The organism is Candidatus Hydrogenedentota bacterium (assembly GCA_016791475.1).
GTDB lineage: Bacteria > Hydrogenedentota > Hydrogenedentia > Hydrogenedentales > JAEUWI01 > JAEUWI01.
This window is the reverse complement of the sequence record JAEUWI010000032.1, coordinates 71,616-87,046: the sequence shown is the minus strand read 5'-3', so window position 1 is coordinate 87,046 and position 15,431 is coordinate 71,616. Positions and strand designations below refer to the sequence as shown.

At 61.5% G+C, this 15,431-nt stretch carries 11 protein-coding genes; 4 read left to right on the top strand and 7 right to left on the bottom strand.

Annotated elements, in window-relative coordinates; translation table 11 throughout:
* Positions 1–227 precede the first annotated feature (227 nt).
* Together pspF and JNK74_17265 are read right to left on the bottom strand one after the other, a co-directional pair.
* Positions 228–1,265: a phage shock protein operon transcriptional activator gene (gene pspF / locus JNK74_17270; GenBank protein MBL7647935.1), complete on the bottom strand. Its 1,038-nt coding sequence runs from the start codon at positions 1,263–1,265 to the stop codon at positions 228–230.
* A gap of 208 nt (positions 1,266–1,473) precedes the next feature.
* Entirely contained in the window at positions 1,474–1,746 is a 273-nt protein-coding gene (locus JNK74_17265; GenBank protein ID MBL7647934.1) for a hypothetical protein, read from the bottom strand.
* Positions 1,747–2,013: 267 nt separating this feature from the next.
* Between JNK74_17265 and JNK74_17260 the strand changes: the two genes are divergently transcribed.
* Positions 2,014–3,696 carry an exo-alpha-sialidase gene (locus tag JNK74_17260; GenBank protein ID MBL7647933.1) on the top strand — a complete coding sequence of 561 codons (1,683 nt, stop codon included), beginning with the start codon at positions 2,014–2,016 and terminating at the stop codon, positions 3,694–3,696.
* 542 nt (positions 3,697–4,238) lie between these two features.
* On the opposite strand, the gene JNK74_17255 is transcribed toward JNK74_17260, so the two are convergent.
* From JNK74_17255 to JNK74_17245, 3 genes are all read right to left on the bottom strand, one after another.
* The gene (locus JNK74_17255; protein MBL7647932.1) at positions 4,239–5,066 is read right to left on the bottom strand and encodes a hypothetical protein; all 828 of its coding nucleotides are present in this window, start codon (positions 5,064–5,066) and stop codon (positions 4,239–4,241) included.
* Between the two features lie 70 nt (positions 5,067–5,136).
* Positions 5,137–6,372, bottom strand: a complete 1,236-nt coding sequence (locus JNK74_17250; GenBank protein MBL7647931.1) for a hypothetical protein — start codon at positions 6,370–6,372, stop codon at positions 5,137–5,139.
* Positions 6,373–6,492: 120 nt separating this feature from the next.
* Complete coding sequence (locus tag JNK74_17245; protein MBL7647930.1) at positions 6,493–8,064, bottom strand: sialate O-acetylesterase; 1,572 nt, start codon at positions 8,062–8,064, stop codon at positions 6,493–6,495.
* A 442-nt stretch (positions 8,065–8,506) separates the two neighbouring features.
* Here JNK74_17245 and JNK74_17240 point away from each other — a divergent pair, with 442 nt between their 5' ends.
* Positions 8,507–9,397, top strand: coding sequence for a YHYH protein (locus JNK74_17240; GenBank protein MBL7647929.1), 891 nt, complete (start codon positions 8,507–8,509; stop codon positions 9,395–9,397).
* A 99-nt stretch (positions 9,398–9,496) separates the two neighbouring features.
* On the opposite strand, the gene JNK74_17235 is transcribed toward JNK74_17240, so the two are convergent.
* Both JNK74_17235 and JNK74_17230 read right to left on the bottom strand, forming a co-directional pair.
* Complete coding sequence (locus JNK74_17235; GenBank protein MBL7647928.1) at positions 9,497–10,711, bottom strand: hypothetical protein; 1,215 nt, start codon at positions 10,709–10,711, stop codon at positions 9,497–9,499.
* A gap of 96 nt (positions 10,712–10,807) precedes the next feature.
* Complete coding sequence (locus tag JNK74_17230; GenBank protein ID MBL7647927.1) at positions 10,808–11,821, bottom strand: rhomboid family intramembrane serine protease; 1,014 nt, start codon at positions 11,819–11,821, stop codon at positions 10,808–10,810.
* Between the two features lie 351 nt (positions 11,822–12,172).
* Here JNK74_17230 and JNK74_17225 point away from each other — a divergent pair, with 351 nt between their 5' ends.
* Positions 12,173–12,904: a suppressor of fused domain protein gene (locus JNK74_17225; GenBank protein ID MBL7647926.1), complete on the top strand. Its 732-nt coding sequence runs from the start codon at positions 12,173–12,175 to the stop codon at positions 12,902–12,904.
* 99 nt (positions 12,905–13,003) lie between these two features.
* Positions 13,004–15,109 carry a right-handed parallel beta-helix repeat-containing protein gene (locus tag JNK74_17220; GenBank protein ID MBL7647925.1) on the top strand — a complete coding sequence of 702 codons (2,106 nt, stop codon included), beginning with the start codon at positions 13,004–13,006 and terminating at the stop codon, positions 15,107–15,109.
* The last annotated feature ends 322 nt before the right edge of the window (positions 15,110–15,431 follow it).

Genomic DNA, 15,431 nt, shown 5'->3' with positions numbered 1-15,431 from the left:
CAGTTGACAGTTGACAGTTGACAGTTGACAGTTGACAGTTGACAGTTGACAGTTGACAGTTGACAGTTGACAGTTGATAGTTGATAGTTGATAGTTGACAGTTGACAGTTGACAGCGAATCCCCGGTGCCTCTTCGCCCATACGACCCATAAGACCCATAAGACCCATAAGACCCATAAGACCCATACAAACGCAACCCCGAGTTTGATCGCCCCCTATGTCAACTATCAACTATCAACTATCAACTGCTCCCCATATTTCCGATACAGCCCGCGAAACTGGTGATAGGTCAGCCCCAGCAAGGAGGCCGCCTTGCGCTGATTGAACCGCGCCTGCGCCAATGCCGTCGAGAGGAGCCGCCGCTCATAATCCTCCACCAGCTCGCCAAAGGGGCGATCCAGCAGAATGGCGGGGGAGGGGGACCCCGGAATAGGCGATGATCGGTCCGGAGCCGCCGCCGCGGCAATCGGCGCATACGGCGAATCAAAGGGATCGAAGACCACCCGGTCAATCACATCCCCCGTCGCCTGGTAGACCGCCCGTTCCACGACGTTCTTCAGTTCGCGCACGTTGCCGCGCCACGGGTAGGCCTCCAGCGCATCCTCGACCGTATCGCTGAAGGACGGCATCTGGCTGCGGCCCAGTTCAAACGCCATCCGGATCGCAAAATGGTTCGCCAGCAGCAGTATGTCCTCCGAGCGTGCCCGGAGTGGGGGAAGATAGAGCACCTCAAAGGACAGCCGATCCAGCAGGTCGCGCATGAATCGCCCCGAATCCGCCAGGGTGGCCAGGTCGGCATTCGTCGCGCCCACGATTCGCACATCCACCGAGATCTGCTCCGTGCCGCCCACCCGTTCGAAGCGGCCATACTCCACCACCCGCAGAATCTTTTCCTGCACCGGCAAGGGAATATTGCCCAGTTCATCCAGAAAGAGCGTGCCGCCATTGGCCATTTCGAAGCGACCGCGCCGTTGACGCTGCGCGCCCGTGAAAGCGCCCGCCTCGTGGCCGAAGAGCTCCGACTCGATCAGCGTCGATGCCAGCGCCGCGCAGTTCAACTCCACCAGCGGCTCCTGCCATCGCTTGGAAAGATAGTGCACCCGCCGCGCCGCCAGCTCCTTGCCCGTGCCCCGCTCCCCGATGATCAGCACCGGACGCTCCACCTTCGCCACGCGACTCAGGCGATCCTGAAAATCCAGAAACACCTCCGACTCGCCCAAAGCCTCCGGTAGCGCGTCTGGAAATCCTTCATTCGGCTGGTACATGCGTCAAGGCCTCAGGTTGGGGTGCGGGGGAGATCAGCATAGGGACTGACTCGCCCAGGGGCACGACGTGGTAACACGCGACGCAATTCTCACAAAAATCTTCTCGGTGGGACGCAAGCCAAGTAGGGCGTGGCTGTCCCGTCGTTGGGGAGGCAAATTTGAAGCGCCGACGCGCGCGTCAGCCCCTATATGCTTGCGTGAGCAGGCACTACCCATTGCTCCACCGATATTCCTCTTTGACCAGCTCCCAAGGCACGACGCCTTCACGCTCGATTTCTTCGAGCGCCTTTTCGACTTCAAGTTTGTCCATCCGATCTTCCAGCTCCTCGAAGTATAGTTCGAGTAGATGCAGATCTTTGAGCGTTATCAGGGCGGCAAGGGCAGACCCCTCATGCTTCAGAATAACAGGGCGGCCATCTTGACGTTGTGCGATAGCCTCCGACATGGGTTCGTCGACGGGTGCAAGGGGATGTTCGGCCATAGCACTACTCCTGAAATAAATCGCCTCCTACTCGAATTGTACCGGAGCCTCCGGAGCCCCGGCAAATACCGGAAAACGTTCACGCAGTTTCTCGCCCGTGACGATTCCAGTTCGCCGCGCGGATTCCGCGTCGCGAATCACCCGCCTCTTCGCCACCGCTTCGCGCCCTTCTTTTCTTCAGGGTCAAATCAGCCACCACACACTTGGCCCGGCCCAGCGCCCTGTGCGATAGTACTTCCGAGTCACGCACCTAAAGGAGTCCAACCGATGAAATGTTCTCTCCTGCTCTTCGCACTGGCTGTCGGCGCCCTTCACGTCCCCGCCGATGAAGTGTACGCACCCGTCGTCCTCGGCCCGCGCACCAGCGGCGCCATCCTCCTGCCCGACGGCACCCTCAAGCAGTTCGAAGCCGACGGACTGGGAGAGGGGCTCTACCGCAATTACTCCGTCACCTCCAATGACGGCGGTAAGACTTGGAGCGAGCGCAAGTTTGAGTTTGAAGGCAAGCGCGAGAATCTGCCCCTCCTCGCGCAGGACGGCGAATACCATCTCTTTCCCATGGAAGTGCGCCACGAAGGGGAGGGGCGGCGCGAGATCGCCGTCAATTACTTCATCGACGTGTGGCACCTCAAAACCCGCAAGGGCGGCACGGAGTGGGAGCCCGCCAAGCGCATTTTCGAGGGCTATGTCGGCTCCCTGAACGGTGTGATCCAATTGCGCAACGGACGTATCATCCTGCCCTTTGCCGAGTGGATCGGCGGGCGTGATCAGGGCCCGCCCACGGGGGCCAACATCACCACCTGCGTCTATTCCGATGATCAGGGCGACACCTGGCACAAGTCCCCGGCACAACTCACTGCACCGGCCTACACCGACTATAACGGCAGTGCCTATGGCGCCTGCGAGCCCGTCCTGATCGAACTTAAAGACGGCCGCGTCTACATGCTTGCACGCACGGAGGCCGGGCGCCTCTATGAGTCGTACTCGCCCGACGGCGTAAACTGGCCGCCTCTCCAGCCCTCACGCTTCATTGGCACCGACGCGCCCGCCGCCTTCTTGCGCCTGCCGGACGACCGCATCCTCCTCTTCTGGAACGGCTGCGAGAAACCCCCGCGGGTAGGCAAAGACGGCGTCTATGGCGGCCGCGACATCGTCCATGCCGCCATCTCCGACGACGAATGCCAGACGTGGCGCGGCTTCCGCGAAGTCTATCGCGATCCCACGCGCAACGACACGCCCCCGCGCACCGGCGATCGCGGCACGGCCTATCCCATGCCCTACCGCGCGCCCGAGGGCAAGGTCATCGTCATGACCGGACAGGGCCGCGCCGGGGCCACCTTCACCTTCGATCCCGACTGGCTCCTGGAAACGAGTTCGAAAAGCGACTTCACCAACGACCTGGAGGACTGGTCGGTCTTCAAACCCTTCGGCCCGGCGGAAGGCTGGTGGCGCGATCGCGTGGCCGGGGCCACGCTCGTCGATCACCCCGACAAGCCCGGCGCAAAAGCCCTCTGGATACGGCGTCCCGACGAAAAGGACGGCGACGGCGCCGTGTGGAATTTCCCCCTCGGCCTGAAAGGCGAAGTAACCCTGCGCGTGATGGTGAAGGAAGGCTTCAGCGGCGCGAATATCACCCTGATGGACCGCTTCTTCGATCCCACCGACCCGACCGGCGAGATTGAGGCGCCCTTCAACCTGGCCATTCAACCCGACGGCCACATCTCCATCGCCCACGCCCTCACGCCGGGAACCTGGCACACCCTGCGCCTCCGGTGGAGCCTGCCCGAACGCACCTGCGTCGTTTCCGTCGACGGCGTCGAAAAAGTCTGGCTGCCCCAGGCCTACCGCGAGCCCATGGGCGTCAACTACATCCGCATCCGCTCCACGGCAAGTGGCATCGATGACAAGGGCTTGTTTGTGGAGTCGGTCGAAGCGAGCGTGGGGGAGTGAATACACGGGCCAAGCGAATAAATCCAAGCTAATCCACCGGCTCAGCCGGTGAGAATTCATTAGGCTCTGCCGTTCCGCCGTTGGAATTGTTGGCTCACGAACGACTCGGATACGAAGAGGAACAAGTGCTTTCGATAGATGACTGTATTAGCTCCGTAGGAGCGGCATATCGTAGTCCCTTCGGGACTAGATCGTACCAGATTGAATTACATGTGTTGTCGTGTTCGGCCCCTTTTGGGGGCCTTCCTCATACCACCGGTTCTACCGGTGGTTACTGATTGAACATCAGAAAGAGTCGGTAGGCTGCTTAGGGCTGGTTGGTTTCTAGACCTGCTCATGCGCTGATATCAAAAGAACTGTTTATCGCGCGAAGGAGTTCGGCGCGTCACACCCAACGGTCTATGCGCTCCGCGGGGAACTCAGAATTCGCGTTCATTCGCGGTTCAGTTCTCTTTTCATGAATTTGCGAGAATCTGCGCAAATCTGCGGTTCAACTCATTCCTCTCAGACACGCCGGCATTAGCTTCGATTTCCACAACCGCCTATTCCGCCAGCTCCACGTCGCCAAAGTGCTCTTTGATGCAATCCGGGCAGATCCCGTGGGTGAATTCCGCCTCGGAATGGGTGTGGATGTACTGCTCAATTTGTGTCCAATAACCCTGATCATCCCGGACCTTCTTGCAGTGGGCGCAGATGGGCAGCATGCCCTGGAGCAGCTTCAAGTTTCTCATCGCCTCTTCCAGTTCCCTGCGAAGCTTTTTTTCCTGGTCCAGCGCGAGAAAATTGCTGCGCCGATAGCGGTGCATGCGCCGGGCGGTATAGAGCCCGAGCGCATTGCCCAGAACATAGGTGATGACGAGCACATTGGTTTCCAATGACGAAACCGACGTCTTGACGGTAAAGATCATGATCAGGTTGCCGACACTGAAGGCGAGGGGCGCAATCGCATGCAGGGGAGCGGGCAGGGGAAATAGAAAGTAGAGCGTCATGAGAATCAGCACGTCGAGCATCGCGTGCTGAATGTATTCCGGAGGCCGGGTGCTGTTGATGAATATCACCACGGCGGAAAAGTGCAGGCTCCAGATTGTGATCAACTTGTCCCCCGAGGGACGTCTCAATAGCTGCGGCAAGCGAAGAAAGACGCCGGTCGTCGCCGCAAGCATCGTCACGCGCACCCCGGCGAGAAATTGAAAACTCGCACCGGTTCCATAGAGCAGATAGTCGGAATAGGAAAACAACACGATGGGCAGGGACAGCAGCACCACTCCGGTGTAGTAGACCCCCAGATCCTGCGCCAGGTAGTAGGCGCGGCAGCGCGCCTCAAAATCCACGCCGCTTTCGGAGTGTTCCTTCGCTGCTTCCGAACACATGACAGGCTGTGCTCCCAACACGCTTGACCTCATCCAGTCTACTGCAACGCCGCACTGGAAATACAGAAACCTATTCCGCCTTCAATCGATAGAAGTAGACCTTGGAATCCAACTCCCCGGCGCCGTTGCTTCCCTTTTGATCCGTGAAGCTGCCGATGATCCAGCCGCCCGGCGCCATCGCATTGCAACCGCCCAGCGCGTACTCATGGAACGTCTCCACGGTCCGCGCAAAAGGGGTCCAGGTGCTGCCGTTGTCCCGCGAAATTAGCGCCACCAGATGCTGGTCCTTCGAGCTTACGCAGTACAGGGGCGAGGTTGGAGAATCATCGACCGTGACAAAGAGCCCGCTCAGCGACAGCACCGTGTCCAGTGTCGTCCGGAGTTCTTCCACACCACTTTGAGCATCCCGCCGCACATAGACCTCCTTCGCGGGAGGCCCCTGATTCATGTAGAGAAAGTGAGCCTTACCGCCTTTAATCAGGAAGCTCGCCAGCCACGTGTGCACTTCAAATTCGTCGTCGCCCGTGATTCGTGTGGCGGGCCCGGCATCATCGGCCACCACCGGCACGGCAAGAGGCGTTCCGTCGAAGTTTTGCCACGATGTCGAGCCCCGGGGCCGCATCATGTGGTGAATGTCCCGATAGAGGTAGACGTCCTTGAGCACGGTGGTCCAGGCGTAGTGCAGGGTGCCCGCCGCGTCCAGGCGAAGGGAAGGATACTGCAGACCGGCCCTCGGTCCCGCCTGCAGCAGCGTGGTCCGCTCCAGCACGGCGCCATCCAGTCCGATCATGTAGAACTCGTTGTTGTGCGACGCGAAATACAGGCAGGGTACCGATGGATCCAGCAGCAGCGCCACCTTGCCCGCCGCCCCGCCGGGGATGGTGCTGACGGTGGGATCATGAAAATCCTTTGCCGCGTCGAAACGGTACAGATAGGCATTGCCGTCTTTGAAATCTGTGCACGCGAGATAGATGTTGCCCTCGACGTCCGTCTCAATCGGCGGGGCATTTGTGGCGTGCACCGCCTCATACACGAGCCCAAAGGATTTGCCTTCGTCTACGCTCCGCATCAGGCGCCAATTCTGCGCCAGAAACGGCTCGTCGCGGGTCTGGATATAGCTCAAGAAATAGCCGTGCTGATTCGCCACCACTTTCTGGTTGTGACTCTGGAAGGTCGCATAGCCCGTGACTGCGGGATCCACCAAGGTCACTTCGAACACACCTTCCCCGGACGCAACACCCGCGAGCAGCAAGAGCGCAACGCCAGAAAGTGCGCGCGGAAGAATGTTTTGAACGGTCCGGATCATTGCCAGTCTCCAGAAGAAGTTTCATTGTAGCGGAAACTACGATACGCCGTAATTCTCCGTAAAAAAACATCGGGGAACCGCCGCGGGCGCGACGGTTCCCCGATTGGCACTTGACTCGGACTACTTCTCGTTAACCGTCACGCCCGGCCAGTCGTCCGTGCGGAAGGAGCTGGCGGGCAGGCCCGCGCCGTTGTACAGCGACACCGGCGGATTGGCCTGCCAGGCATAGCGGACGGACGTTGGCGCGGGCACGGCATCGGACCACACCACGACCTTGCCGCCTTTGATCTCGGCATTTGCCCAGACGAACTGCTTGTCTTCGCCGGCGATCTGGAAGCCCACGGGCTCACCATGGAACTGGAGGTCCTTGGCATAGTCAAAGCTGATCGTGACCTTGCCGTCCTTGCCGATCTCGTGGGATTTATACAGCGGCCCCGAAGGAACGGTGCTGCGCTTCTTGTAGTCGTTCTTCAAGGCCCACAGGGCCAGGCGGCGACCCACTTCCTGCTTGTTCTTGGGGTGGATGTCCTTCGCTTCGCCGATATCGATCGCCGAGGCCATCCCCGTGTTCGGCAGGCTAAGCGTCATGAACTGGGCTTCGCGCAACTCCGCCCAGGTATCGTCCGCCACCGGCGCTTCTTTGCGATCCATGAAGTTGGCCAACTGCACGAAATAGAAGGGGAAGTCGCCCTGGGCCCAGTCCGTGCGCCAGTTCTTTATCATCGCGGGGAAAATCGTGCGGTACTGAAAGGCGCGTCCCGCGTTGGACTCGCCCTGGTACCAGATCGCCCCCTTGATTCCATAAGGGATCAGCGGATTGATCATGGCGTTGTACAAACTCGAAATGCGGTGGGGGCTGTCCGGGCCCTGGGGCGGGCGGGGCTTGTCCTGGTCCGTGGCTTCGCCCTTGTCCTTCTTCGCCTGCCATTCGGCCGTGGCCGCTTCAAAAGCCTTCATCGCCTCCGGGTAGTTCGCTACGATCTGGTTCCAGCGCTCGGTGATGGGCGCAAAGGCGGGCTCCGCCGACGCCGCTTCCGCGCTGGTCCAGGATTCCGAAGGCGTGCCACCCCACGACGTGTGAATCAGGCCCACGGGCACATTCAATGCCTGGTGCAGTTCCCGGCCGAAGAAATAGGCCACGGCGGAGAATTTCGCCGCTACTTCCGGCGTGCAGGGCACCCACTGATGATCGGTCACGCAATCTTCCTGCGGCGTTTCGGCCGTCTTACGGGTCACGTAGAACAGGCGCAGATTCGGATGGTTGGCCGCGGGGATTTCAACCTCGGGGTTCGCCGCCTGCTCCACCATCCACTGCATGTTGGACTGGCCGGAGCACACCCACACTTCGCCGATGAGGATATCCTCGAAATACAGCGACTCCGCGCCATGAGACACGCGCAGATCATAGACCTTGCCGTCGGCCCGCTTTGCCTTCAGCGCGGCCTGCCACTTGCCGTCCGCGCCCACGGTCACCTGCTGCTGTTCGGTCACGGGCACTTCGTTCACTTCCGTGCCGAAGGTGATCGTCAGCACCGCGCCCGGATCGCCCTTGCCCCAGACCGGGTTGGCCTGCTTTTGCTGCAAGACCATGTGGCTGCTGAAAATACTCGGCATCCACAGTTCCGCCCGGGCGCCCGCGCAGAGCACAAAGGCCAGCGCCGCCATGATGAAGGTTCTTCGATAAATTCGCATGTTGTCCTCTTTCCTTGCTGGTGAACCCAATTCAACCCAAAGAGGGACAGCGTACCAGAATTCGCCGGAAAGTGGAAAATTACAAACCTGTAATCTTTATCCCCCGTCAGATGACATCTTGCTGCGCCATACTGTCGGGGCCGCTGGATGGAAACGACGGCATTTACCAGGGAGATCAGGTCATGAAAACTCAATGCTGCGTTTGCAGGCGGATAAAGTTGGGCGTCTTCTGGGTACGCCCCTGGAGAAGGCCCGGCCGAGCCAGCCACACCTACTGCCCCCGTTGCGCCCGGGCCACCCGCGAAGATTTGAATCTCGCACACCCCGTCCCCGCGCGCTGGCGCCTCGGCACAATGCTTCGCCGGTTCCAGGAACAGGACAGACTCGGACGATTTCACTCGGATTTCAGCTCGGACAGCACCTTTTGAGGAGGAATTCCATCATGAAGATTCGGCTTCTGGCCCTTCTGGGACCATTGAGCATGGCCGTAGTTTCCGCAGCACAGGCCGCCGGGACCACCGAGGACCACGTCCATATCACCGAGGCCAACGGCTACCGATACATCGTCTCCGATGGCCTGCCCAACCACGCCACGGGCCAGTTTCCAAACCGTGGCAACCCAAACGCGATCCAGCTTCAATACTATCGCTTTCGTGTGCCCCTGAGCCCCGCAGTCGCTGTCCAGCCCGTGCCCATGGACCGCATGCCCTTTGGCGTGGCGCTCAATGGCGTGCCTTTCGACCCCGGAACCGCCGAATACTGGTATGGCGATCGCAACTGGCGCTATGAGGCCCTTTCGGGAAAGATTAATCTGGGACTCGACTTCAGCAATGCCCATGTCCAGCCCAACGGGGCCTATCACTATCACGGCGAACCTGCTGGACTGATGGAAAGCCTGGGGAAAAACACGGCCATGCAGTTGGTGGGCTACGCCGCCGATGGATTCCCCATTTACACCAATGAAAGCTATCGCAATCCCAATGACCCGGCCAGCGGACTAACCACCTTGCGCGCTTCGTGGCGCTTGAAACCGGGCGAGCGAAAGGGCGGACCGGGAGGGCCCCACGATGGCACCTTCGTCCAGGATTACGAGTACGTTCCCGGCAGTGGCGATCTGGACGAGTGCAACGGCCGTACCGGCGTCACCCCGGAGTATCCGGGCGGCACCTTCTACTACGTCATCACCGACACATTCCCCTTTATCCCCCGCTATTTTCGGGGTACGCCCGACGCAAGCTTTCAGCGCAAAGGCCCGCCTCAAGGCGGTGGGGGACGTCGTGGCGGACCCGGTGGGCCGCCCCCGCCCCCGCGCAGGATGCCGCCGCCCTATTGAGGGATCGCGGAAACCCGGACCAGCAGAGCGAGTCGCCTTCATACGACGTCCAATCAAACCTTGGCGCCCCAATGCTGGTCCCGGTCTCCGCCCTTGCTTCTAGTGTTTGTTGCCAATCGGTCCCGTGATCCAGTCGTACGTGGGCAACACACGGCCATCCGCCAGCTCCAGCCCCGCATTGTTCATCGGCATGTCGTTAACGGATCCCGAAGCCATGGCGGCCAGTCGCCGCACGCCTATGGCCGACAGGGGGCGCACTTCACCGGCGTCTGAGACCCCGTTTCCGTTGCCATCCTGCCACGCGGCCAGGCCGTCCAGCTCCGCGCCTTCCAGCCAGCCATTGCGATCATCATCCAGCGCGCGAAGGACCGTGTAGCCGTTCTCCCAGAATAGCCACCACGTCACCGAGCCGATCAACTGCCGCCCGCTGCGGATCTGGCCCAGCCCCTCCGGATCCCACACCAGCAGGGCCGTGTCGCCTTTCACCCAGGGCCATTTTGCGCCCGCCGACTGGCCGTCCAGATCGAAGCCCACCGAGGTCCCCGCCGCCAGCAGACTCTCCAGCGAACGTGCTCCGTCCAGCGGAAAAATGATCGGCGTAACCACGCGCGAGCGCGGCCCGTCCAGCTTCTCCATCCGCTGAGCCGCCGCCACCAGCGTCTTCTCGTCGTCACTCAACGCCTCACGCGGCTCGAGAATCGCCCGAAGATAACGGCCCGCTTCCAGCTCCACCGGCGGCACGAGGAAACCCTGGCTTACCTTTGGCGCATCGCCCATGGCCTTGGCGTAGGCCGACACCGCCTGATCCTCCCACGCCTTGCGCAAGGCCGCGATGGCCTCCACGGGCGCACCGGCTGTATCCGTCGGCCACGCCAGAGTCACCGCCGCGTGAGACATCTCGTCGTAGCAGTAGCCCAGGCCCAGCCAGATATAGCGGTCCTCGGGGGCAAGCTTCGTGGCCTTCTCATAAAGCCGGATGGCCTCCAGCAGCCGCCCGATGCGCGCGGAGATCGCCTCCCGATCGAGACTGTGCCGCGCAGAGGGATAACCCAGGCCCTGCTCGTAGTAGGTATACTTGGGGTTGTCGCCCCGGCCCACCACGGGCACTTCCACGTCGCCCAGCACATAGACCATGCTGTGAACCCGGGCAACCCGCGCCAGCAGGTGAGGGTCTTCCGGCGCCGCGGCAAGCTGCTGCTCCAGATTCGCCACGAGCCGGGCCACAGGCACCTTCGCGTCGGGTGCGGCCCAAAGGGCCTGCGCGGTAGCGACAAAAAGCAGGGATGCGAAAGCGAAAATGGACAGACGTCCCATGATAGTTCTCCTCGGTTCTGGCCTCTGACGCCGCGGTCAGCCCCGGAGCTGCCGCACCCCTCCATCATACACCGGATCGGAAACAAGCGCCCGCAATCATCCGCTGACTGGCAGCAAAGGCGCCGAGCCGTATACCCCGACGTAACGTGCAAAGTAGATTGCCAGCAAAACCAGGCAATAGACCCACAGCGTCGCGCTCGCCCAGAAGGCGGCGTCCCACACCCGCGCCGCGCCCCGCGCCCCGCTACCGGGGCGGTTGTCCGCCAGGCCCACCAGCGCACCGCCAATCGCGCCACCGATATGCCCCATGTTGTTCGCGCCCATGAAAAAACCGAAGAGCAGGATATAGATCGCCCATTGCGTAAGCTGCCGGCGGTAGGCCGCGCCCGATGCCCCGAGAAACCACGTGTAGACCAGCGCATAGCCCAGCAGCCCCGACACCCAGCCCGACGCCCCCACGGTGAATACGGGCTCCCCGTTCACGCGAAAGTACCACAACCACGTCCCGAGGGCCGCCCCGATCTGTGACGCCGTGATCAGCACCACCGTTCGTCGCGCGCCCAGATGCGACTCCGTCACACCGCTCAACATCATCATCGCATAGCCATTGAAGAGGATATGAAAGATTCCGCTGTGAACCAGCCCGAAAGTCATGGCCCGCCAGGCGACGAAATAGCCCGAGTAACCGTCTACGAAAAATCCGCCCAGGAGATAGAGCCCATCCCCGTTGGGTGTAAATGCCGCAACAAGGCCATCCAGCAGAATGTTCACGACAAAAAACAAGACGCACAGCGTGCCGAAAAAGCCAATCGCGCGGGGCGCGCTCGCCGGCACCATAAACCCGAAAAGCCGCCCGATGCGATAGCCCAGCAGTGAAGGGAGCCGACGCTCGCAGCGATAACACGTTCCCGCATCCTTATCGTTCAGCGCGCCGCAATGCCGGCAAAACTTGTTTCTGAACTTCAGCCACCGAAAACGCTCCGGCATCACCCCGCCTTCTTTCAATCGGTCCCGCCGCTGCTCCAGCTTATACAGCTTCCAGCGAAGCCTGGTCATGTTAAAGCCAAGCTTCTCAAGCATGCGAAGGACGAGTGGATCGCGCTCGGGCATGACAGACGGATTCTCCTTGGGTGGTAATCGGCAACTGGCCGGATAGTAGCACGCCGGGGCGCGGCATGGGGAATAACCACACCGCGCACGGCCTCCGCCTCGAGTTCAACGGCAACGAAAACGCCTGAAGGGTATCTTCCGTGAATTTCAGGGCCATTCCGTGGTCAAGCGCTTTCTTCTTGATCAATCCTCGGTTCAGCGCTTTGGTTGCGGCCAGGGGCTGCCCCAGGCGTTCAGTGATGAAACGCTTCGCCCTCCCGATCATGCCGCTGGCGATTTTCGGCTCATTCCGATAGACTTCTTCGACGTGTCCAACACCGTTCGAACCGCGACCATCCAAAGGAGGCTTGCATGACCAGCGACGACAACGTTAGATCCCTGTCCGGCAATCCGGTTTATCACCACCCCGAGGTAACGGGATGGGAGCCGGCCCTGGCGGAGGACCACATCGAGGAAATCTCGGACCACATCGAGCGGTGCCTCGGTCCCATCGAGATGGTCTACCACGAGATCATCTCCGACACCGTCCACATCGACGTTTACCACGTCCCCCCGTCCGACCGGTATCCTTTTCACATCATGGTCACTTCCGGCATGAGCGACCGGCCCATGAACGTACCCGAGGGTGTCGGCACATCGCCCTACGTGGAACTGATGGCCATGCTCCCCCCGGACTGGAAGATCTCGCAGGAGGCCTTCAGCGACGAGCGCTGGTATTGGCCCGTGCGCAGTCTCAAGTTTCTCGCCCGATTTCCGCACAAGGTCAACTCCTGGTTCTGCGCCGGACACACCATCGGCAACGGCAATCCGCCCGCGCCCTTCGCCGACAACACGAAACTCGACAGTGTCCTGTTCCTGCCGCCCGTGGGCGACTTCGATGATTTCTCCACCCTCGCCTTGAAGGACGGCAAGTCCATCCAGTTCCTGGCCATCGTGCCCCTGTATCGCGAAGAGCTGGCCCTGAAGATGAACAAGGGAATGTCGGCGCTGCTCGACGCCTTTGATCGGAACAACATCGACAGCGTTATCGATCCGAAGCGCAAGAACGTCGCCAAACGCCGCTTCGGAATTTTCGGGCGCTGATGGCGCTTCTTGCCGCGGGTGGACGTGTGCATTTCCAGGATCCGTGTGGTGTAATGCAACATGACCTGGCCGCACCTTGCCCACGAAAGTGAACGACCCATGCCACACCTGATACTGATCGCCCTGGCCCTGGTGGCCGCCGCCGCTTCGGTTGAAGCCCAGCCCGCCACGCGCCACGTTGCGCCCTGGGGCGACGATGGCAACGAGGGCGCGGAGGCCGCGCCCTTTCGGACGATCCAGCACGCCGCGGATGTCCTGGAGCCCGGCCAGACCTGCGTGATTCGGGGCGGGCGCTATCGCGAGACGGTGACCCTGACCCGGTCGGGGGCACAGGACCAGCCCATCACCTTCACCGCCGCTGCCGGCGAGGAAGTGATCGTCGACGGCACGGACCCCATCGACACGGCGTGGACCGCGGAGGATGGCCGCCACTATCAGACGCCCCTGGAATCGCCCACGGATCAGGTTTTCTTTCAGGAGCAGGCCATGGTGCTCGCGCGCTGGCCCAACATGACGTTCGACGAGAACTGGAACGAGGACAAGAAGTGGGCGCGCACCGGGGCCGGCTCTGATCGCGGCGTGGTCATGAGCACCGAACTGGCCGAACTGGGCGAAAGCCTGACCGGGGCGCAGCTCTGGATCAAACTGGGCAAGGGCAACAACGCCTTTACCCGCGCCATCCTCGCCCACGAGGCGGGCCAGCCGGCCTTGCGCTGGGACGACACGGATTTCTACGACAATCCGCGACTAACCGGCGAGGACGGCCGCGCCGACCGCATCAAGAGCTACGGCCTGTACAACAACCGCTTTTTTGTGGCAAACCACCGCTCCCTGCTGGACGCGGAGCAGGAGTGGTACTACGACGCGCAAGCGAAAGAACTGCTGTTCATCCCGCCCGTTGGCACGGTGCCCGCGCCGGGGGAAGTCCGCGTCAAACGGCGTGTGTTTGGTTTTGAGGGGGAAGGGATCGAACACGTCGTCATACGGGATATCACCTTCTTCGGCTGCAACGCGCACTTCAGCAAGGTGCGCCATGTAACACTGGACGACTGCGAATTCCGCTATCCCTGCGAGTTGCTCACCATGCGCGACAACCGTCAGGTGAAGGAAGACCAGCGCCCGGTTTTCATCCAGGGCGAAAATAACACCCTGCGAAAATGCCTCGTAACCTGTGCGCCCGGCACCTCAATCCACGTCACGGGGCGCGGCAACCGTATCGAGAACTGCATCGTCACCGAAGGCAGCCGCCACGGGCGCCACAGCGACCCCAATGTATCCCTGGAATATGATCGCAAGCGGGCCCACGACGGTGCAAACGCCGCAGGCGAAACGCAGCGCTGGGCCTACACGTCGGAAGCGGGCAACACCGTCGCCCGCTGCACCATCTTCAATGGCAGCGGTATCGGCATCTACCTGCTCGGGCCCGGACCCGGCACCGCCGAATACAACCACCTCTTCAACCTCGGCCTCTATTGCAGCGACGTCTCCGCCCTGTACATACCAAAAGGCGACAACCGCACCTGGACCGGCTTCCACCACAACTGGGTCCACGACATCAACGGCATCGGCCTCCGCTGCGATCAGGACGGCAGTCAGGTCCTCATCCACCACAACGTCGTGTGGAACTGCAAAGCCGGCGGCAAAGCCAATGGCTATGACTTCCGCATCTACAACAACACCATCTTCGTCAACAACCCCGAGCACCCTCTCCTCATCGTGAAGCAGAAACAGATCGAGGTCGTGGCCGACTGGCCGATCCAGAACAATGCCGTGTTCCGCCTGGCCGACCGCATCGACCTGCGCGAGTACCGCGAAATGAGTCCCGAAGAAAAGGCGCAGCGCGACTACATCGTCGATATCCTCGACTCCCCCGCGATCCACCACAACCACATAATCAAGCCGAACGACCAGGCAAGCCTGTTCATCGACCCCGGCGAAGACGCCCCCGATCTGCGCCCCGCCCCCGGCAGCGCCCTCATCGATCGCGGCGCGACCATCCCCGGAATCACCGACACCTTCCAGGGCGAATCGCCCGACATCGGCGCATACGAGCACGGCGGCCCTTACTGGACCGCCGGCGCCGACTGGTGGCCCCACGACCAGGCCCCGCCCCAGTCCACGGCCGAAGCCACCCGGCGCGCCCACGCCATGACCCGGGACCGCCGCCTCTACCGCCATGATGCGGAGGCCTACGGAGATCAGTAAGCGCCGGGAATACTCCAGATTGCCTCAACGGGACCGTCCCGAACGGAGAGGCCCCAGGAAAACGCCCCGCAAGCCCCCCAAAACACGCTCCCCCGATATAACGAAGCCCGCCGCGCGTTCGGGACCGTCCCGCGCTTTCAAAAACGGGGGATAGTCCTACAGTCGCGCCGTTCTTTTTCTGGATCCATTCGGTTGCCATCACGACACCCGGGCAAGTCCGCGCATGGACGCCGGTCAATCCCCTCGCGGCACATACTCCCCGCGATTGAAAGGCGACCGAAAGTGGACTGCAAGTTCGCCGGAGGCGAATTAGCCCTCCGGG

What these genes read in the sequence shown, in the direction of transcription:
- JNK74_17225 (MBL7647926.1), top strand. Translation starts at nt 12,173, where the DNA reads ATGACCAGCGACGACAACGTTAGATCCCTGTCCGGCAATCCGGTTTAT.
- JNK74_17220 (MBL7647925.1), top strand. Translation starts at nt 13,004, where the DNA reads ATGCCACACCTGATACTGATCGCCCTGGCCCTGGTGGCCGCCGCCGCT.
- JNK74_17235 (MBL7647928.1), bottom strand. Translation starts at nt 10,711, where the DNA reads ATGGGACGTCTGTCCATTTTCGCTTTCGCATCCCTGCTTTTTGTCGCT.
- JNK74_17240 (MBL7647929.1), top strand. Translation starts at nt 8,507, where the DNA reads ATGAAGATTCGGCTTCTGGCCCTTCTGGGACCATTGAGCATGGCCGTA.
- JNK74_17250 (MBL7647931.1), bottom strand. Translation starts at nt 6,372, where the DNA reads ATGATCCGGACCGTTCAAAACATTCTTCCGCGCGCACTTTCTGGCGTT.
- JNK74_17265 (MBL7647934.1), bottom strand. Translation starts at nt 1,746, where the DNA reads ATGGCCGAACATCCCCTTGCACCCGTCGACGAACCCATGTCGGAGGCT.
- JNK74_17260 (MBL7647933.1), top strand. Translation starts at nt 2,014, where the DNA reads ATGAAATGTTCTCTCCTGCTCTTCGCACTGGCTGTCGGCGCCCTTCAC.
- JNK74_17230 (MBL7647927.1), bottom strand. Translation starts at nt 11,821, where the DNA reads ATGCCCGAGCGCGATCCACTCGTCCTTCGCATGCTTGAGAAGCTTGGC.
- pspF (MBL7647935.1), bottom strand. Translation starts at nt 1,265, where the DNA reads ATGTACCAGCCGAATGAAGGATTTCCAGACGCGCTACCGGAGGCTTTG.
- JNK74_17255 (MBL7647932.1), bottom strand. Translation starts at nt 5,066, where the DNA reads ATGTGTTCGGAAGCAGCGAAGGAACACTCCGAAAGCGGCGTGGATTTT.
- JNK74_17245 (MBL7647930.1), bottom strand. Translation starts at nt 8,064, where the DNA reads ATGCGAATTTATCGAAGAACCTTCATCATGGCGGCGCTGGCCTTTGTG.